This window comes from Geodermatophilus sabuli (assembly GCF_010686765.1).
Classification (GTDB): Bacteria; Actinomycetota; Actinomycetes; order Mycobacteriales; family Geodermatophilaceae; genus Geodermatophilus; species Geodermatophilus sabuli_A.
Genome location: NZ_JAAGWF010000027.1, coordinates 71,675 through 90,036, shown reverse-complemented (window position 1 = coordinate 90,036; position 18,362 = coordinate 71,675). Strand labels below are relative to the sequence as shown.

Annotated in this window: 14 protein-coding genes and 1 riboswitch; of the genes, 4 read left to right on the top strand and 10 right to left on the bottom strand. The window is 74.7% G+C overall.

From position 1 onward, the window contains the following. Positions 1–7: 7 nt before the first annotated feature. From GCU56_RS20755 to GCU56_RS20745, 3 genes are all read left to right on the top strand, one after another. A complete protein-coding gene (locus tag GCU56_RS20755; protein WP_345771982.1) occupies positions 8–316 on the top strand; it encodes a hypothetical protein in 309 nt (102 codons plus the stop codon). Positions 317–377: 61 nt separating this feature from the next. Further along, entirely contained in the window at positions 378–611 is a 234-nt protein-coding gene (locus tag GCU56_RS20750) for a helix-turn-helix domain-containing protein (protein WP_163483845.1), read from the top strand. A 3-nt stretch (positions 612–614) separates the two neighbouring features. Continuing rightward, positions 615–1,151, top strand: a complete 537-nt coding sequence (locus GCU56_RS20745) for a Clp protease N-terminal domain-containing protein (protein WP_163483843.1) — start codon at positions 615–617, stop codon at positions 1,149–1,151. Between the two features lie 106 nt (positions 1,152–1,257). On the opposite strand, the gene GCU56_RS20740 is transcribed toward GCU56_RS20745, so the two are convergent. The 9 genes from GCU56_RS20740 to GCU56_RS20700 all read right to left on the bottom strand — a co-directional run bounded on the left by GCU56_RS20740 (position 1,258) and on the right by GCU56_RS20700 (position 16,340). Further along, positions 1,258–2,658: an FAD-binding protein gene (locus GCU56_RS20740; protein WP_163483841.1), complete on the bottom strand. Its 1,401-nt coding sequence runs from the start codon at positions 2,656–2,658 to the stop codon at positions 1,258–1,260. Between the two features lie 97 nt (positions 2,659–2,755). Then, positions 2,756–4,147, bottom strand: coding sequence for an FAD-binding protein (locus GCU56_RS20735; RefSeq protein WP_163483839.1), 1,392 nt, complete (start codon positions 4,145–4,147; stop codon positions 2,756–2,758). Then, positions 4,144–7,743 (bottom strand): BTAD domain-containing putative transcriptional regulator, encoded by a 3,600-nt coding sequence (locus GCU56_RS20730; RefSeq protein ID WP_163483837.1) that lies wholly within the window; start codon positions 7,741–7,743, stop codon positions 4,144–4,146. The genes GCU56_RS20735 and GCU56_RS20730 overlap by 4 nt, the downstream gene beginning before the upstream one ends. A 63-nt stretch (positions 7,744–7,806) precedes the next feature. After that, positions 7,807–9,555, bottom strand: a complete 1,749-nt coding sequence (locus GCU56_RS20725) for an MFS transporter (protein WP_163483835.1) — start codon at positions 9,553–9,555, stop codon at positions 7,807–7,809. Beyond that, a complete protein-coding gene (locus GCU56_RS20720; RefSeq protein WP_163483832.1) occupies positions 9,524–10,213 on the bottom strand; it encodes an LppX_LprAFG lipoprotein in 690 nt (229 codons plus the stop codon). The genes GCU56_RS20725 and GCU56_RS20720 overlap by 32 nt, the downstream gene beginning before the upstream one ends. Positions 10,214–10,269: 56 nt before the next feature. Further along, on the bottom strand, positions 10,270–10,929 hold the full coding sequence (locus tag GCU56_RS20715; RefSeq protein WP_345771981.1) for an MOSC domain-containing protein: 660 nt from the start codon (positions 10,927–10,929) through the stop codon (positions 10,270–10,272). Further along, positions 10,926–12,770, bottom strand: coding sequence for a translation elongation factor 4 (lepA, locus tag GCU56_RS20710; RefSeq protein ID WP_163483830.1), 1,845 nt, complete (start codon positions 12,768–12,770; stop codon positions 10,926–10,928). The genes GCU56_RS20715 and lepA overlap by 4 nt, the downstream gene beginning before the upstream one ends. Before the next feature lie 103 nt (positions 12,771–12,873). Beyond that, a complete protein-coding gene (locus GCU56_RS20705; RefSeq protein ID WP_204332553.1) occupies positions 12,874–13,869 on the bottom strand; it encodes a ribonucleotide-diphosphate reductase subunit beta in 996 nt (331 codons plus the stop codon). Between the two features lie 89 nt (positions 13,870–13,958). Further along, positions 13,959–16,340: a ribonucleoside-diphosphate reductase subunit alpha gene (locus tag GCU56_RS20700; protein WP_163483826.1), complete on the bottom strand. Its 2,382-nt coding sequence runs from the start codon at positions 16,338–16,340 to the stop codon at positions 13,959–13,961. Positions 16,341–16,460: 120 nt separating this feature from the next. Continuing rightward, a riboswitch (cobalamin riboswitch) is annotated at positions 16,461–16,679 on the bottom strand. Positions 16,680–16,865: 186 nt separating this feature from the next. On the opposite strand from GCU56_RS20700, the gene rpsT reads away from it, so the two are divergent. After that, entirely contained in the window at positions 16,866–17,126 is a 261-nt protein-coding gene (gene rpsT / locus GCU56_RS20695) for a 30S ribosomal protein S20 (RefSeq protein WP_163483824.1), read from the top strand. Positions 17,127–17,284: 158 nt separating this feature from the next. Here the strand turns inward: rpsT and holA are convergent, their stop codons facing one another. Next, positions 17,285–18,175 (bottom strand): DNA polymerase III subunit delta, encoded by an 891-nt coding sequence (gene holA, locus GCU56_RS25395; RefSeq protein ID WP_345771980.1) that lies wholly within the window; start codon positions 18,173–18,175, stop codon positions 17,285–17,287. Between the last annotated feature and the right edge of the window lie 187 nt (positions 18,176–18,362).

Below are 18,362 nucleotides of genomic sequence, written 5' to 3'. Positions count from 1 at the left end.
TGACGCGGTGATCGCACGGATGTGGCGCGGTTGGGTGCGCACCGAGGACCGCCACGCCTACGCCGCCTACGTCGAGGAGACGGGGATGGCGCACTACCGCCGCACCCCCGGCAACCGGGGTGCGCACCTGCTGACCCGCGACCTCGCGGACGGTCGTACCGAGATCGTCACGCTGAGCCTGTGGGACAGCCTGGACGTGGTCCGCGGGTTCGCCGGTGAGGACGTCTCCCGGGCGGTGTTCTACCCCGAGGACGACCGCTGGCTCGTCGACCGCGAGGTCACCGTGACCCATCACGAGGTGTACTCCCCCACCTGACCCGGCTCCCCGGCGTCAACTGCAGTTGACACGACCGCGGAAGCAACATAGGTTGACAGCCATGACGGACACGACGCAGGTGGCCTCCGCCGCCGCGAGCCGGGACCCGTCGGTCGGCCTCAAGGCGGTCCGGTCGTTACGGGTCCTCGTCGAGCGCCTGGAGGCACTCCAGGTCGACAACGCGCGCGACCAGGGCTGGACCTGGGAGCAGATCGCGCAGCAACTGGGCGTCACTCGCCAGGCGGTGCACAAGAAGTACGCGCGCGGCCGCGGGCCGCTCCGGCGGAAGGACTGAGGGATGTTCGAACGGTTCACCCGCGAGGCCCGCGAGGTCGTCGTCGGGGCGCAGCAGGAGGCCCGGGCGCTGCGGCACGGGCGGATCGGCACCGAGCACCTCCTGCTCGGCCTCCTGGCCCAGCCGGGGACGACGTCAGCCCGGGCGCTCGGCCGGCACGGGATCACCCGGCAGGTGGTCGTCGACGCCCTGGCGCCCCTCGCCGGCGACGACCTGGACGCCGCGGCGCTCACGTCGGTCGGCATCGACCTGGACGCCGTCCGCACCACGGTCGAGGCGACCTTCGGGCCGGGGGCGCTGGACGCGCCGCGCGACCCCCGCGAGCCCTCGGGGCACATCCCGTTCACCCCGCGGGCCAAGAAGGTGCTGGAGCTGTCGCTGCGGGAGGCACTGGCGATGCGGTCGCGGAGCATCACCGACGGGCACATCCTCCTCGGCCTCCTGCGCGAGGGTGCGGGTCTGGCGATGAAGGTGCTGTACGACCGCGGGGTCGACCTCCCGGCGCTGCGCGACGAGCTCCGGCTGGTGCTGGACTCCTGACCCCGCCGGCCCGTCGATCAGGGGGTCGTCGTCGGGTTCCACGGCGTCTCCCGCCGTGTCGCCGGCAACGACCCCGTGATCGACGCAGCCGGGGCCGGGCGACCGGTCAGCCGGCCGCCCGCGTGTAGTAGCCGGCCTGCAGGACGCCCTGCGGGTCGTAGGTGTCGACGACCTCGCGGAGCCGCGCCAACGTCGGCTCGTCGTAGCAGCGGCGGGCCGAGACGGCGTCGTGCGGGATGCCGAAGTTCGGCCACACCCCACCGGTGTCCCAGTCGGCCAGCGCGGCGAACACCTGGTCGGCGTGCGCCAGGGCACCGGCGGCCGTCGCCTCGTCGACCGCCATCCCGACGGCCAGCACGCTGAACCTGGCCGCACGGTGGCTGAAGGCGCTGGGGTGCTGCCCCTCGCGGGCGTAGGCGCCACCCAGGTGCCGCACCTCCACCAGCACCTGCGGGGAGCCCGAGCCGTGGCCGGCGACGGCGAGCAGCCGCTGGGCCGCCTCGGCCGGGAAGCCGTTCAGCAGGATCGCCGGGTCGACGACCGGCATCGGGTCGACGGGGTCGGCGTGCACGTGGTCGATCTCCGTGTAGGGACGCAGCTCCGCGTCGTCCAGGATCACCGGCGCGACCGCACGCAGCTCGTCCAGCAGCCGCGCGCCCTCCTCCGGCTCCCCGGTCCACAGGAACCGGACGCCCAGGGTCATCCGGCCGGCCAGCGGCGGCGGGACGTCGGGCATCGGGGGCAGCTGGAAGACGACGAACGACGTCGTCCCCTGCTCCGGGAGGGCGTCGGCCCAGCCCCGCCACCGGTCGATCACCGCGGCGGCGTCGGCGCCGTCGAAGTAGACGGCCCCGCCGTAGAACTCCGGCATGCGGATCAGGTCGAACTCGATGGCGGTCACGATCCCGGCCGCGCCCTTGCCACCGCGGAGGGCGAAGTAGAGGTCCGGGTACTCGGTGGGGGTCACCCGCCGGAAGACGCCGTCGCCGGTGACGACCTCGAAGGCGCGCACGCGGTCGGCGTTGATGCCGTGGGTCCGGGCCATCGGGCCGACACCGCCGCCGGTGGTGTAGCCGACGATGCCGACGTCGGTGGTGGAGCCGTTGACGCCGGCCAGGCCGTACCGGGCGGCGACCGGCACCAGCTGCGACCACTTGACCCCGGCGCCCACGCGGGCCCAGCCCTCGGGGTGCACCGTGACCTCGTCCAGTCCGCGGGTGAGGACCAGCAGGTGGCCGGCCAGCGACCGCTCGGCGCCGTGGCCGGTGGCCTGCACGCCGGCGGTGAATCCGTGCGCGCCGGCGAAGCGCACGGCGGCGACGACGTCCTCCGCCGTGCCGACGGCGACGACGGCGGCCGGCCGCATCGGGACGGCCAGGTTCCAGGGGCTCACGAGCGCGTCGTACTCCGGCTCGTCCGGGGTGTGCAGGGAGCCGGTCAGCTCGGCGCGCAGGGCGTCGAACGAGATCTCCGAGTCGACGTAGGGGGCGTCGAGGGTGAGGGTCACGGGGTCCTCCAGGTTGGATCTGGTTGGTGGGGCAACCGTGGATCCGGGGCCTTGACGGGAGGCTGCGGCGGGCTTGCAGCCGCGCTTGAGACCGGCCTCAGGTCTGGTCGTGTGCGGCGAGGAAGAGGTCGCCGGGATCGACGGCGCGGCGGACGGCGGAGAGCCGCGCGTGCACGCCGGGCGGGAAGACCTTCCGGGTGTCGGTGCGGGCGTCGAGCATCGGGAGGTACTGCCGCCCGGTCGCCCACGGCTCCAGGGCGGACAGGAAGCGGCCCGCGTCCTCGCGCTGGCGCGCCCAGTCGCCGTCGTCCCCGCCCCCGAGGCCGAGACCGAGCGCCAGGAACTGCCCGTCGAGCGCGGCCAGCGCCCCGCCGTCCGGGTCGGGTCGGGCCAGCGCCCCGCCGAGCTGGCGCAGCTCCGCGGCGGCCAGCCGCGTTCCCGAGCCGGGACCCACCGCCTCGACGATCGCGGCGATCGCGGCGTCGGGCAGGCCGGAGACCAGCGTGCTGCTCGCGTAGGCGGGCGTCGGCCCCTCGGGGTCGAGGTGCAGCCGGACGAGCGACGCGGCGGGCACCCGGGCGACCGTGTCGAACTCCGGCCGCAGCGCGCGCAGCGGCGCGAGGACCTCCGCGGCGGAGGCGTCGTCGCCCAGCACGGCGCCGTCGATCATCGCGATGCGCCGGCCACGCAGCTCGGCCGGGACCAGCTCGTCGGCGGGGACGTCGAGCAGCCGGAACGCCGTGGTGACCTCCTCCGGCGCCTGCGCGCACCAGGCCACCCACGCCGGGAGGACCCGCTCGACCGCCGTCCAGTCCCAGGAGAGGTGCCCGGCGACGACGGTCTCCAGGGGGAAGAGCGCGAACTCCAGCGCGGTGACGACGCCGACCGGAGTGGCCCCGCCGCGCAGCGCCCAGAACAGCTCCGGCTCGGAGTCGGCGGTGGCCCGCACGCAGCTGCCGTCGGCCAGCACCAGCTCGACGGCGGAGACCGCGTTGCACTGCAGACCCAGCCTGCGGGCGTACCAGCCGATGCCCCCGCCGAGCGAGTAACCGACCACCCCCACGTCGGGCGACGACGGGTGCCGCGCGGCCAGACCCTGCCGCCCCGCGGCGTCGGCGAGGTCGCCCCACAGCACGCCGGCCCCCGCACGCACGGTGCGGCGCTCGGCGTCGATCGCGAGCTCCGTCATCGCCGAGGTGCGCAGCAGGACCGCGTCACCCAGCCGCCCCTCGAGCGGCGGAGCGCCGTGACCGGTGCCCTGCGCGGCGACGCGGAGACCCGCACCGGCCGCCGCCACCAGCACCTCGGCCACCTCGTCGGGGAACGCCGGATAGGCCACGGCCGCCGGGTGGTCGCGCACCTGGAGGTTCCACGGCGAGCGGGCCATGTCGTAGGCCGGATCGCCCGGCAGCTGCACCGAGCCCCCGCAGAGCCCACGCAACGGCTCGGCGCGGGCCCGCGGCGCCGTCGCGATCTGCTGCTGCGTCACGGGGTCCTCCCGGTTGCCGGTGCACGAGCCTCGCCGGGGGGACTTGAGAGGGACTTGAGGCCGTCGGCGGGCGCCTTCTCCAGCACCGACCGGACCATGCCCGGGGTGAGGAACAGCTGCTGGGCCACCTCGCGGATCCCCAGCCCGGCGGCGGTCAGCTCGGCGATCCGGCGCTCGGTCACCGTCGGCGGGCGGACGGTCTCCCCGTGGAGGGCGTCGGGGCAGCCCCGGGCCCGCAGCGCCTCCCGCGCGCGCTCCCGGATCCCCAGCGCACCCCGGGCGTGCGCCTCCGCCATCGACGCACGCAGCAACGGCACCGCCTCGTCGTCGGGCACCTCCGGCCGGGCGCCGAGCGTGCACCGGGCGCGGGCGAGGTCGACGGCAGCCGTCGTCGTGGCCAGCAGGGCCACCGCCTCCCGCAGCTCGGCCACGCCCTCCGCCCCGCGCACCTCGCCGAGCAGCCGCAGCGACGCGCCCAGGTGACTGGGCGCGCCCCAGCGGCGCAGCAGCCGCACCTCCTCCTCGGCCACCGCGATCGCCTCGCCGGTGCGGCCCAGCCCGCGCAGGGCCAGCGCCGCGGTGCTGCGCCACGGGTTCCACACCGGATTGGGCACGGGCACCGGAGCCGGGACGGCGTCCAGCACGGTGAGCGCGCGTTCGTGGTGGCCCTCGGCGGTGAGGACACGGGCGATCGCGTGCTGCAGGAGCCGGCCCCCGTCGCCCACCGCCGGCCCGGACCCGGCGGCCGCGTCGGCCGTGGCCCGCGCCGCGGCGACGTCACCGCGGTCCAGGTGGCAGCCGATCAGGAACGCCAGGGCGAACGGCGGTGCGATGCCCGCACCACCCCACATGCGGCTCTCGTCGAGCGCGTTGGTCAGGCACGAGTCGGCCTCGGCCAGGTCCCCCCGGCGCCAGTGCCAGAAGCCCTGCCACAGGTTGGTGGAGAGGACCGCGAACAGCGAGCCCCGGGCGTGGGCCTCGGCACGGGCGCGCGCCCAGAAGTCCCCCAGGTCGTCGTCGGCCAGCATCCGGATGATCGCGGCGATGACCCAGAACAACCCGTGGTCCACCGCCCACAGCCGGTCGCCCTCCAGGGCCGAGCGCGCGAGCCGGACGGCCCGCTCCCGGTCGGCGCCCTCGATGGTCGCGTCGTAGGCCAGCGCGGCGGCCAGCATCTGCGCACCGTGGCCCGCGCCGTCGGGGTCGGGGACCGGGTGCCGCCAGACGGCCGGGTCCAGGGCGTGCATGTAGCCGCTGACCAGCTCGATGGCCAGCAACGCCTGCCGGTGGTCGTGCAGCTCCCCGGGCAGGGCCTCGGCGGCCTGCCGCGCGAAGGCGGTGGCCGCGCCGGGAGGGCTGGCGAACACCTGGGTCCGGGCGATCGCCACCGCGACGTCGGCGCGCTCGGCCGGGTCCTCGAGCCGCTCGTAGGCCTGCAGCAGGTGCCCGGTGCTCGCCGCGCCGTCGACCAGCGACTCCAGCAGGCCGAGTTCGCGCAGGAGGTCGCAGCGCTGCGCACCGGCGGGCAGGTCGTCGAGCGCCCGCCGCAGATAGGTCACCGCGCTGTCGGCGGCACCGCGCTCGGCCGCCGTCCGCGCCGCGGAGCACAGCACCTCCGTGGCCGCCCCGTCGCCGCGGACCGGAGCGAGCAGGAGGTGCGCGGCCACCTGCTCGTCGGCCGCGCCGGCCGCGCGCAGCAGCCGGGCGGCCCGCTCGTGCCGCAGTGCCCGCTCCGCCGCGGGCTGGTCGCGGTAGACCGACTCCCGCACCAGCGGGTGGACGAAGGCCAGGGGTTGCTCGTCCTTCACGATCTCCGCGCGCGCCAGCGCGGCGAGGGCCGCGGCGGTCTCCTGCTCCGGCAGTCCGGCCAGCGCCGCCACCACCGGCAGCGGCGCGCCGTCACCCAGCACGCCCGCGGCACGGGCCACCACCGGTGCGGCACCGCCGAGCCGGCGCAACCGCATGAGCACCATGCTCGACACCGCGCGGGACCCCACGGCGACGACCACGTCGGCGTGGGCGGCGTCGGGCCGCACCCGGTCGGCCTCCAGGCCGCGGAGCAGCTGCCGCAGGAGCAGGGGGTTGCCCGACGTCGTGCCGTGGCAGGCGAGGGCGAACAGGGGCGAGACCGGCTCCCCCAGGCGCCGTCCCACCAGTTCGGTGACGGCGTCGGGCGAGAGGGTCGCCGGCCGGAGGACGACGGCGACCGGCTCCAGCGCGAGGTCGGCCAGCAGCTCCTCGTCCTCGTGCGGTTCGCCGGTGCGGACCGTGCCGACGACGAGGACCGGTACCGCGTCCAGCCGCCGCACGAGGTAGGCCAGTGACCGGAGGGAGGCGCTGTCGCACCACTGCACGTCGTCGATCGCCAGCACCAGTGGACCGTCGACGGTCAGGTTGACCGCCAGCCAGTACAGCCCGTGGAGGGCGGCGAACGACCCGTCGGGCGAGTCCCCGCCCATCGGGTCGAAGACGCCCCGGGCGCTGGCCGCGGCGCCGGCGAGCAGCGCGGCCCGGCGGGCGGGATCGGTGAGCTGGGGCTCGAACAGCTGCCGCACCGCCCCGAAGCCGAAGGTCTTCTCCAGCGGGCTGCCGCGGGCCGTGAGCACGCGGACGGAGCGCTCGGCCGCGAGCCTCCGCACCTCGGTGAGCAGACGGGTCTTGCCGATGCCCGCCGGCCCCTCGATGAGGAGCAGCCGTGGCTCACCCGCTGCGAGGTCGTCGAGCGCGGCACGGACGGCGGCCAGTTCGTGCTCGCGGTCGAGCAGGTCGTCGGCGACGGGCGCCGCGGCCGGCGCCGGGCCGTCCGGCGCGCGGGGACGCCGGACCGGGACGTCGAGCTCCGGCGCCTGGACGAGCACCTGCCGCTCCAGCTCGCGCAACGCCGGGCCCGGATCGACCCCGAGCTCGTCGGCCAGCGTCGCCCGCGCCCGGCGCAGGGCGCCGAGCGCGTCGGCCTGCCGGTGCGCCCGGTAGAGGGCGAGCGCCAGCAGCCGCCATCGCTCCTCCCGCAGCGGCTCGTCGGCGACCATGGTCTCCAGGTCGGGGACGAGCAGCGCGGCCTCGCCGAGCTCCAGCCGGGCGGCCACCAGCCGCTCGCGGGCGACCGCCCGCAGCTCCACCAGCCGGGCGATCTCCGGCTCGGCCCACGGCTCGTCGGACCACTCGGCCAGCGGCGGGCCTCGCCACAGGCCGAGCGCCTCGCCGACCAGCTGCACGGTCTCCGCCGCCGACGCCGTCGCCGCCCGCTCGAGCAGCCGCTCGAACCGCCAGACGTCGACGGCGTCCGGGGGCAGCCGTACCGCGTAGCCGCGGCCCCCGCTGACGATGATCGACGAGCGGGCCCGCGCCGCACTGCCCGGCTCGAGCCGTCGGCGCAGGTGCGAGACGTAGGCCTGCAGCGCGCCGGCGGCGTCGGCCGGCGGCCGGTCGCCCCACACCGCCCCGGTGAGCCGCTCGACGGGCACGACCTCGCCGCGGGCGAGGACCAGGACGACGAGGACGGCGCGCTGCCGGGGGCCGCCGAGGTCGAGGGGCGCGTCCCCGTACGACGCCGTGCAGGCACCCAGCAGGCTGATCCGCAGCTGCCCGGTCTCCACTCGGCCTCCCCTCGCGGGGACCGTAGACCGGGAGTCCGGGCTGCGGGAGCTCCACGAGCGCCCTCAGCGCTCCCGGGACGCAGCGACCGTCTGCCGGAGCAGGAGCAGCGCGGCGACCGCCGCCAGCGCGGCCGCGACGGCGGCTCCGGCGAAGACCGTCTGCAGCTGGGTGAGGACGGCGGCGTCGGTCGCGGCGTCGTAGGCCGGGCAGTCGGCCGGCGTCCGGGGGCAGAGGGTGAGCGGCGAGCCGATCGCGGCGACCTCGGCGGTGAACCGGCGCAGCGCCACGGCGGTCAGCAGCGACAGCCCGACCAGCATGCCGACGGTCCGGGCGACCACCGCGAGCGCGCTGGCGCTGCCGTGCACGTCGGCCCCGGTGACACCCAGCAGCACCGCGTTGACCGGCGCGATGGCCAGCCCGAAGCCCAGCCCCGCGGCGAGCAGCACGACGGTCGAGGCGACGCCGTCCAGGGACCGCTCGTCCCAGCCGGTCATCGCCAGGAAGGCGCCCGCGGCCAGCGCCATGCCGGCGCCGGCCACCAGGCGGGGCGCGACGACGCGGCACAGCCAGCCCCCGGCCACCGCGCCCACCGGGACGGCGACCAGCAGCCGCAGCAGGACGAGGGCGGCGCCGAGCTGGTCACCGGGCGTGGTGGTCGCCCGGGCGAACAGCGGGACGTCGACCAGCGCGGCCACCAGCGCCACGCCCACCAGCAGGTTGACCACCAGCGCGCCCCAGGCACCGACCGGGCGCAGCGCCCGCAGTGGCAGCACCGGGTCGGCCGCCCGCCGCTCGTGCAGCACGAAAGCGACCGCCGCCGCCGCGGCCAGCGGCAGGAGCAGCCACCCGGAGGCGACCACCTCGGTGCCGGGGTCGGCCGCGGCGAAGGCCCACACCAGGCTGCCGAGGGCCACCACGGCCAGGGCCGACCCGACGACGTCCACCTCGCCGGCCAGGCGCCGCAGCCCGCGGACCGGCAGCACCGCGCCCGCCGGGGTGGTCGCGCTGCGGACGACGAGTGCGGCACCGGCCAGCACCGCGACCACCACCAGCGGGGTCGACGCGGGGACGGCGGGCACCAAGGGCACGTACAGCAGGCCCAGGGTGACGTCCTCGGCGAGGGCGGCCGGCTCGGCGAGCTGCAGCCCGGCCGCGACCGCGGCCAGCGCCGCGAGTGCGAGCCCGACCGGCTCCGGGCGGCGTGCCCGCCCGGTGGCCAGCGCACCGGCCGCCAGGAGCAGTCCGAGCAGGAGGTTCAGCCAGAAGACGGCCCGCCAGTCCGCGACCGCCAGCACCGCGGCGCCGGCCAGCGGCCCGAGCACGGCGCCGGCCTCCTGCACCGCGCCGACCACGCCGAGGGGCACGGCGCGCCGCTCCGGCGGCCAGCGGTCGGCGACCAGGGCGAGCGTGGCCGGCACCAGCCCCCCGGCGCCGATGCCCTGCAGCCCGCGCCCGGCGACGGCGGGACCGAGGTCGACGGCGGTCGCGGTGAGCAGCGAGCCGAGGGCGAACAGCAGCAGGCAGCCGACCAGCACCGGCACCCGGCCGCGCAGGTCGGCCAGCCGGCCCAGCAGCGGCAGCGTCGCGGTGTAGCCGAGCAGGAACCCGCCGACGATCGGGGTGGCCCGTTGCAACTCGTCGATGCCCACGCCGACGCCGGTGAGGATGTCGGGCAGCGCCAGCACGACGACGTAGGTGTCGGCCGCGGTGACGAGCACGGCCAGGGCGGCGAGGACGACCAGCGGCAGTCCGGGTCCCGCCGGCCGGGTGCCGGCCGGGTCAGCCGGTGGGTGGCGCGGTGATGTCGACATCGGCCCCGGGGTCGCTCAGCTCGAGGATGTACGTGGCGTCGTCGGGAGTGAAGAAGGGGCCGGTCAGCTCGACCCGGCGCAGCTCGCCGCTCTCGGGGACCACCGACAGCCGCGCCTGCACCGGCCGGCCGGGGTCCTCGCTGGTCAGCACCTGCTCCACGAGGTCCCCGGGCAGGGAGGCGGTGACCTCGCGGACCACCTCGCCGTCCACCCGGCGCTCCTCCCCCAGCTCGGCGTCGTCGGCGCCGGCCAGGAGCTGGGAGATGCCGGTGTCGGGGTCCAGCAGCGCACCGGGGTCGCCGAAGCCGAACTCGGCGGGGTCGATGACGCTGAAGCCGCTGGTGAAGGGCAGCTGGGCGTAGACGGTGCCGTCGACCGAGACGACCGCGAGGTCGAGGGCGGAGCCGTTGACCAGCACCTGGAGGGTCCCGTCGAAGGAGGCCGGCCGGGCGATGTCCCCCTCACCGCCGGCCAGGTGCGACCCCGTCGAGGGGGCGCCCTCGCTCGTGAGGACGAAGTGCAGGCCCTGCGTCTGGTCGAGGGTGGTCCGGGCGCGCTCGAGCAGCTCCCCGGCCGACTCCGCCGGTTCCCCACCCCCGCAGGCGGCGACCGCGAGGAGCACTCCGGCCGCGAGCGACCCGGCGCGGCGCGGCGACATGGCGACCTCCCGACCCTCCGGGGACCTCCCGGCGCGCGGGGACGGTAGCGCGCCGCTCAGAGGACGACGGCACTCCGGGCGGCGATCCGCGCGGCGATCTTCGGCTGGTCCTTCACGGGCAGGTGCTGCAGCGCCGGCTCGAGCTCGGGCAGCCGGTACTTCTGCGTGGTGTAGGCGCGGAAGACCAGCCCGACGCTCACCTCGTGGCCGGGCCGCTCGACGACCTCCACGCCGTCGCCGGCACCGACGGCGCCGGGCTCGAGGACCCGGAGGTAGGCGCCGGCCGTGCCGCGGGCGGTGAACCGTTTGACCAGCTGCGGCTCGTCCCAGAAACGGGCGAAGTTGGCGCACGGGATGCGGGGCGAGGTGACCTCGAGCAGCGCCGTCCCCACCCGCCACCGCTCACCGAGCAGCGCGTCGGTGAGGTCCAGCCCCGCCGTCCGCAGGTTCTCGCCGAACCGGCCCGGCGGCAGCTCACGGCCGAGGTCGGCCACCCACCAGTCGGCGTCCTCCTGGGCATAGGCGTAGAGCGCCTGGCCCTCGCCGCCGTGGTACCTGCGGTTGACCTGGACGTCGCCGTCCAGGCCCAGCGGCCTGACGGCGACCCGGCCGGGCACCGGCTTCTTGTCGATCCCGCTGCGGCCGGGCCGGCGTCCCGGCAGGGGCAGCAGGTCGGGCCCGGAGACGCAGACGGCGAGCAGCGACGCCGTCGTCACTTCTTGGACGCAGTCGACTCGTTCGTGGACAGCGCGGCGACGAAGGCCTCCTGGGGCACCTCGACCCGGCCGACCATCTTCATCCGCTTCTTGCCCTCCTTCTGCTTCTCCAGCAGCTTCCGCTTGCGGGTGATGTCACCGCCGTAGCACTTGGCGAGGACGTCCTTGCGGATGGCGCGGACCGTCTCGCGGGCGATCACCCGGGAGCCGACGGCGGCCTGGATCGGCACCTCGAACTGCTGGCGCGGGATCAGCTCGCGCAGCTTGCCGGCCATCATGACGCCGTAGCCGTAGGCCTTGTCCTTGTGCACGATCGCGCTGAACGCGTCGACCGCCTCGCCCTGCAGCAGGATGTCCACCTTGACCAGCGAGGACTCCTGCTCGCCGCCCTCGGAGTAGTCCAGGCTGGCGTAGCCGCGGGTGCGCGACTTCAGGGCGTCGAAGAAGTCGAAGATGATCTCGCCGAGCGGCAGCGTGTAGCGCAGCTCGACCCGGGACTCGGACAGGTAGTCCATGCCGCCGAGCTGGCCGCGACGGCCCTGGCAGAGCTCCATGATCGCGCCGGTGTAGTCGCTGGGGGCGATGATCGTGGCGTTGACGATCGGCTCGAAGACCCGGTCGATCTTGCCCTCGGGCCAGTCGCTGGGGTTGGTCACGGTGATCTCGGTGCCGTCCTCCATGACCACCCGGTAGACGACGTTCGGCGCGGTGGAGATGAGGCTGATGCCGGCCTCGCGCTCCAGCCGCTCGCGGACGATCTCCAGGTGCAGCAGCCCCAGGAAGCCGACGCGGAAGCCGAACCCGAGCGCGGCGGAGGTCTCCGGCTCGTAGGTGAGCGCGGCGTCGTTGAGCAGCAGCTTGTCCAGCGCCTCGCGCAGCAGCGGGTACTCGCTGCCGTCGATGGGGTAGAGGCCGGAGTAGACCATCGGCTTGGGGTCGCGGTAACCGCCGATGGACTCCGTCGCCGGCTTGTGCTGGAGGGTCACCGTGTCACCGACGCGGGACTGGCGGACGTCCTTCACGCCGGTGATGAAGTACCCGACCTCGCCGACGCCGAGGCTCTCCACCGGCTTGGGCTCCGGGGAGATGACGCCGATCTCGAGCAGCTCGTGCGTGGCGCCGGTGGACATCATCTTGATCTTGTCGCGGGCGGAGATCCGGCCGTCGACGACGCGGACGTAGGTGATGACGCCGCGGTAGATGTCGTAGACCGAGTCGAAGATCATCGCGCGGGCGGCGCCGTCGCCCTCGCCCGTGGGGGCGGGGATCTCCTCGACGATGCGGTCGAGCAGCTCGGGCACGCCCTCGCCGGTCTTGCCGCTGACGCGGAGGACGTCGTCGGGGTCGCAGCCGATGATGTGCGCGATCTCCGCGGCGTACTTCTCCGGCTGGGCGGCCGGCAGGTCGATCTTGTTGAGCACCGGGATGATCGTGAGGTCGTTCTCCAGCGCCAGGTACAGGTTGGCCAGCGTCTGGGCCTCGATGCCCTGCGCGGCGTCGACGAGCAGCACGGCTCCCTCGCAGGCGGCCAGCGACCGGGACACCTCGTAGGTGAAGTCGACGTGGCCCGGGGTGTCGATCATGTCGAGCACGTACTCGGTGCCGGTGTGCGCGCCGGACCGCGGTGTCCACGGCAGCCGCACGTTCTGGGCCTTGATCGTGATGCCGCGCTCGCGCTCGATGTCCATGCGGTCGAGGTACTGGGCACGCATGTGGCGCCCCTCGACGAGCCCGGTCACCTCGAGCATCCGGTCGGCCAGCGTCGACTTGCCGTGGTCGATGTGGGCGATGATGCAGAAGTTCCGGATGCGGGCCGGGTCGGTGTTGGCGGGAGTCGTCACAGTGCCGCCATCGTCCCACGCCGCGGGCCGCGACCCCACGCGACCGACGGGCGGCGGTGCCGGGCGTCCTCCGCCCGGCACCGCCGTCCCGCCGGCGCGGCGCTCAGAACTCGTGGTCGAAGGCGACCTGGCCGCCGACTCCCACCTGGTAGGCCGAGACCCGCCGCTCGAAGAAGTTCGACAGCTCCTGCACGTCCTGCAGCTCCATGAACGCGAACGGGTTGGCCGAGCCGAACCGCGGCGGGATGCCCAGCGTCTCGAGCCGCCGGTCGGCCACGTGCTCCAGGTAGCGCCGCATGTCCGCGGGCGTCATGCCCGGCACTCCCCCGCCGAGCAGGTCCTCGGCGAACTGCACCTCGCACTCCACCGCCTCGGCCAGCATGTCGCCGACCTCCGCGGCGAGCCCGTCGTCCCAGAGGTCGGGTTCCTCCCGCCGGACGGTGTCGACGACGTCGAAGGCGAACGCCATGTGCATCGACTCGTCGCGGAACACCCAGTTGGTGCCGCTGGCCAGGCCGTTGAGCAGGCCCCGGGACCGCAGGAAGTAGACGTAGGCGAACGCGCCGTAGAAGAACAGCCCCTCGATGCAGGCGGCGAAGCAGATCAGGTTGCGCAGGAACGCCCGGCGGTCGGCGCGGCTGCGCAGCTCGTCGAGCTCCCCCAGCGAGTCGATCCAGCGGAAGCAGAACTCCGCCTTGCGCCGGATCGAGGGGATGGTGTCGACCGCGGCGAAGGCCTCGTGCCGCTCGGTCTCGTCGGGCACGTAGGTGTCGAGCAGGGTCAGGTAGAACTGGACGTGCACGGCCTCCTCGAACAGCTGCCGGGAGAGGTAGAGCCGCCCCTCAGGCGAGTTGACGTGCTGGTAGAGGTTGAGGACCAGGTTGTTCGCGACGATGGTGTCGCCGGTCGCGAAGAAGGCCACCAGCCGGCTGACCAGGTGCCGCTCGGCCGGGGTGAGCCGGTCGAGGTCGGCGAGGTCGGAGTGCAGGTCCACCTCCTCGACGGTCCAGGTGTTCTTGATCGCGTCGCGGAACCGGTCGTAGAAGTGCGGGTAGCGCATCGGTCGGAGCGTCAGCTCCATGCCGGGGTCGAGCAGCATCGGGGACTCTCCGGTGGTCGGGACGGCTGGCATCGGGACGGCTGGCATGGGGTCGGCCGGCAGCGGGTCGGCTGACGTCGGGACGGCGGTCACTGGCAGGCCTCGCAGCTCTCCGGGTTCTCCAGGGAGCAGGCGACGGCGTCCGCCGGAGGCGCGACCCCGACGGTGGCCTGCTGGATGCGGGTCGCCGGACGGGACCGCAGGTAGTACGTGCTCTTGAGCCCGCTCGCCCAGGCGTAGCGGTACATCGAGCTCAGCGCGCCGATGGTCGGCGCGGCCAGGAACAGGTTCAGCGACTGGCTCTGGTCGACGTAGGGGGCGCGGGCGGCCGCCAGGTCGATGAGCGCGCGCTGCGGCAGCTCCCAGGCGGTGCGGAACAGCCGCCGGGTCTCCTCGGGCAGGCCGACGAGGCCCTGCACCGAGCCCTCGGCCCGCTTGAGCGCCTCGCGTGTCCGGTCGTCCCAGCTGCCCAGCCGCCGGAGCTCGGCCACCAGCGCGCCGTTGACCTGGAGGAACTCCCCGGAGAGGGTCTCCCGCTTGAACAGGTTGGACACCTGCGGCTCGATGCACTCGTAGCAGCCGGCGATCGACGCGATGGTCGCCGTGGGCGCGATGGCGACCAGCAGCGAGTTGCGCAGCCCGTGCTCGGCGACGGCGGCCCGGAGCTGCTCCCAGCGGCTGGTCTGGGTGGGCGCGACGCCCCACAGGTCCGGCTGCAGCTGCCCGTCGGCCGCGCGGGTGTCGGCGAAGGCCGGGTGGGCGCCGTGCTCGCGGGCCAGACCAGCCGAGGTCTCGAGCGCGGTGAGGTACACCTCCTCGGCGATCCGGGTGGACAGCTCCCGGGCCGCCGCGCCGTCGAAGGGCAGGCGCAGGGCGAAGAAGACGTCCTGCAGGCCCATGACGCCCAGTCCGACCGGACGCCAGCGCGGGTTGCTCGCCGCCGCCTGTGCGCTGGGGTAGTAGTTGACGTCGATCACCCGGTCGAGGAAGCCGACGGCCGTGCGCACGGTCGCGCGCAGCCCGGGCCAGTCCATGCCGGTCGCGGCGCCGTCGGCGTCCCGGGCCAGGTGCGCGCCGAGGTTCACCGAGCCGAGGTTGCACACGGCGGTCTCGGCGTCGCTGGACACCTCGGCGATCTCGGTGCACAGGTTGGACAGGTGGACGACGTTGCCCGGCCGCGCGGTCTGGTTGCAGGTGCGGTTGGCGGCGTCCTTGAACGTCATCCAGCCGTTCCCGGTCTGCGCCAGGGTGCGCATCATGCGGGCGTAGAGCTCGCGGGCGGGCAGCTGCCGCACGACCCGGCCCTCGGCCTCGGCGGCGCGGTAGGCGCGGTCGAAGTCCGCGCCCCAGAGGTCGGGCAGCTCGGGCACCTCGTCCGGGTCGATCAGCGACCACGGCTCGTCGGCCTCGACGCGGCGCATGAACTCGTCGGGGATCCAGTTGGCCAGGTTCAGGTCGTGGGTGCGGCGGGCGTCCTCACCGGTGTTGTCCCGGAGCTCGAGGAACTCCTCGACGTCGGGATGCCACGGTTCGAGGTAGACGCAGGCCGCGCCCTTGCGCCGGCCGCCCTGGTTGACCGCGGCGACCGATGCGTTGAGGGTGCGCAGCCACGGGACGATGCCGTTCGAGCGGCCGTTGGTGCCGCGGATCAGCGCCCCCCGGGAGCGCACCCGAGACCAGGAGATGCCGATGCCGCCGGCGAACTTGGACAGGGCGGCGACCTGGGCGTAGCGCTCGTAGATGGAGCCGAGCTCGTCGCGCGGGGAGTCGACCAGGTAGCACGAGCTCATCTGGGTGTGCCGCGTGCCGGAGTTGAACAGGGTGGGCGAGCTGGGCAGGTAGGCAAGCGAGCTCATCAGCCGGTAGAAGGCGATGGCCTCGGCCGGCGTGCGGGACAGGCCGCAGGCGACCCGCAGCAGCCAGTACTGCGGGGTCTCGACGACGAGGCGGGTCGTGGGGTGCCGCAACAGGTAGCGGTCGGCGACGGTGCGCAGCCCGAAGTACTCGAACCGGCGGTCGCCCTCGGGGTCGATCGCGTCGTCGAGCTTGCGGGCGTGCCGGCGGACGAAGGCCGCGGTCTCGTCGCCGATCAGCCCCTCGGCGTGCCCGAGGGCGATGCTCTGGCTGAACGAGGCGATGCCCTGGCCGGTGACCTCCTTCCGGACGTAGTTGGCCAGCAGGCGGGCGGCCAGCCGCGAGTACTCGGGCTCGGCACCGGTCATCTCGGCCGCGGTCTGGATCGACAGCCGGTCCAGTTCGGAACTGGTGGCACCGTCGTAGAGCCCGCTGATCGTGCGGGTCGCCACCCGCAGCGGGTCCACCCAGGCGAGGTCGTCGCACCAGCGCTCGACGGCCCGGACGATCTTGTTGACGTCGACCGGTTCGAGGTCGCCACTGCGCTTGCGGACCCGCATCGTGGTCCGCACGGGGGGATCGCCCACCGGCGCGGCCGGCTGGTCGGTCAGGGTCATCTGCTCGCTCCTCGGAAGCCAGACTCGAGACGTCCGGACGAGGAGGAGCCGTCAGCGCGGGTCGCGGCCCGGCGCTGTCCGACGGACCCGATCCCCGAGGCCCCGGACGACCGCGCACGGGAGTGCGCGGTGCGGCTGGCAGGTCTTCGGACTCGCGGGCGCGCCGACCGACCGGTCGACTCCTACTGGCCGTCGCTTCCCAGGTGCTCGCGCACCCAGTGCTCCTGACGGCGGTCGTTCCCACTCACCGCTGCGGGACAGTCCCGGATTCCCACCGGGTTCCCTCTTGCCCCGGGTCGCTCTCGTCGAGCGGCCCGGACCAGCTGCGAGACCACCATATGGTGTGGTGCAACAGCACGACCAACCCAAGATGTGCGCGGCGTGTCGTGCTCTTGATCGCACCCTGTCGCTCCGGCTTGGGGCCGTGCGGGCACGCTGGTATCTTTGCAAGCCGGTCCGCTGACGCACGCCGTCCGGACGCACTGTCAGAAGTACTCCCTCCTGAGAGACACCCGAGGCTCACGCGTGGCGAACATCAAGTCCCAGATCAAGCGGAACCGGACCAACGAGAAGGCGCGCCAGCGCAACGTGGCCGTCAAGTCCGCCCTGAAGACGGCCGTCCGGCGCGTCCGCACGGCTGCCGACGCCGGGGACGCCGAGGCTGCGGCCACCGCTCTGGTCACGGCCAGCAAGGCGCTGGACAAGGCCGCCAGCAAGGGCGTCATCCACAAGAACCAGGCGGCCAACCGCAAGTCCGGTCTGGCCAAGCAGGTCGCCGGCCTCTGAGCCGGCGAACCGCCAGCGCGCGGTCCGCGACGAGCCCCCTCCCCTCCGGGACGGGGGCTCGTCGCGTTCCCGGGGTCGGATGCCCTCGTCGCGCTCCCGGGGTCAGGCGCCCTCGTCGCGTTCCCGGGTCGGGTGGCCTCGGTCCCGGCGCCTCGGCGTCAGGCCCGGCCACGGGCGGACGCGGCCCTGATCGCCACGATCCGGCGCACCGCCCGCTCCAGGGCGTAGTCGGCGCTGGCCGCCGCGCCCTTGACGTCGGCGTTGAGCTCGGCCGCCACCCCGATCGCCTGCTGGAGCCCCTCGATGCTCCAGCCGCGCGCCTGCGCCTGGGCCTTCTTCACCTTCCACGGCGGCAGCTTGAGGGTCCGGGCGAGCTCGCCGGGGTTGGTGCTGCGCACCGACGTGACGCGCGCGGCGGTGCGCACCCCGTCGGCGATGGCGTCGGCGATGAGCACGTGGGCGACCCCGCGCTGCAGTGCCCAGCGCAGCATCTCCAGCGATCCCTGCCGGTCACCGACCAGCACCCGTTCGGCCACGGTGAAGCCGGTGACCTCCGCCTGGCCGCGGTGGAAGCGGGCCACCGCGTCGCCGTCGACGGTGCCACCGAAGTCCGACACCAGTTGGCTCGCGGCCGACGACAGCTGCCGGAGGTCGGCACCGATCGCCTCGACCAGGGCCGAGGCGGCGTCCGCGGTGATCCGCCCGCCGGCCGTGCGCACCTCGTTGCGGACGAAGGCGATCCGGTCGCCGACCGAGCTGACCTTGGGGCAGTCGTCGACGGCGGCGCCCGCGGCGGTGAAGGCCTTGATCAGCGCCTCGTTCCGTTTCCCGCCCGAGTGCACCACCACCAGCGTGAGATCGGGATCGGGGTCCTTGGCGTAACTGGTGAGCGCGTCGGACAGCGCGCCGGCCGCCTCGTGCACCCCGGTGACCACCACCAGGCGGTGCCCACCGAACAGCGAGGGCGCCAGGACGTCGGCGAGCTGTCCCACGGGCAGACCGAGGGCGGCCAGCTCGTGCAGCTCGGCGTCCGGGTGGCGCTCGAGCACGGCGGCGCGCACGGCGGTGACGGCGCGGGAGCGCAGCAGCTCCTCCTCGCCGACCACGGCGCGCAGGCGTGAGGTCGGTGCCGGGGGTGCCGCTGCCACACCGGCATGGTGTCACGCGGGGACGACCGTCCCGGCGTCGCGCGCGGCCGGCGGCGGCCTCCGCGGGCGGGCGGCCGTCCGGTCGGCC

What these genes read in the sequence shown, in the direction of transcription:
- GCU56_RS20750 (WP_163483845.1), top strand. Translation starts at nt 378, where the DNA reads ATGACGGACACGACGCAGGTGGCCTCCGCCGCCGCGAGCCGGGACCCG.
- GCU56_RS20745 (WP_163483843.1), top strand. Translation starts at nt 615, where the DNA reads ATGTTCGAACGGTTCACCCGCGAGGCCCGCGAGGTCGTCGTCGGGGCG.
- GCU56_RS20725 (WP_163483835.1), bottom strand. Translation starts at nt 9,555, where the DNA reads ATGTCGACATCACCGCGCCACCCACCGGCTGACCCGGCCGGCACCCGG.
- GCU56_RS20720 (WP_163483832.1), bottom strand. Translation starts at nt 10,213, where the DNA reads ATGTCGCCGCGCCGCGCCGGGTCGCTCGCGGCCGGAGTGCTCCTCGCG.
- GCU56_RS20705 (WP_204332553.1), bottom strand. Translation starts at nt 13,869, where the DNA reads ATGCTGCTCGACCCCGGCATGGAGCTGACGCTCCGACCGATGCGCTAC.
- GCU56_RS20700 (WP_163483826.1), bottom strand. Translation starts at nt 16,340, where the DNA reads ATGACCCTGACCGACCAGCCGGCCGCGCCGGTGGGCGATCCCCCCGTG.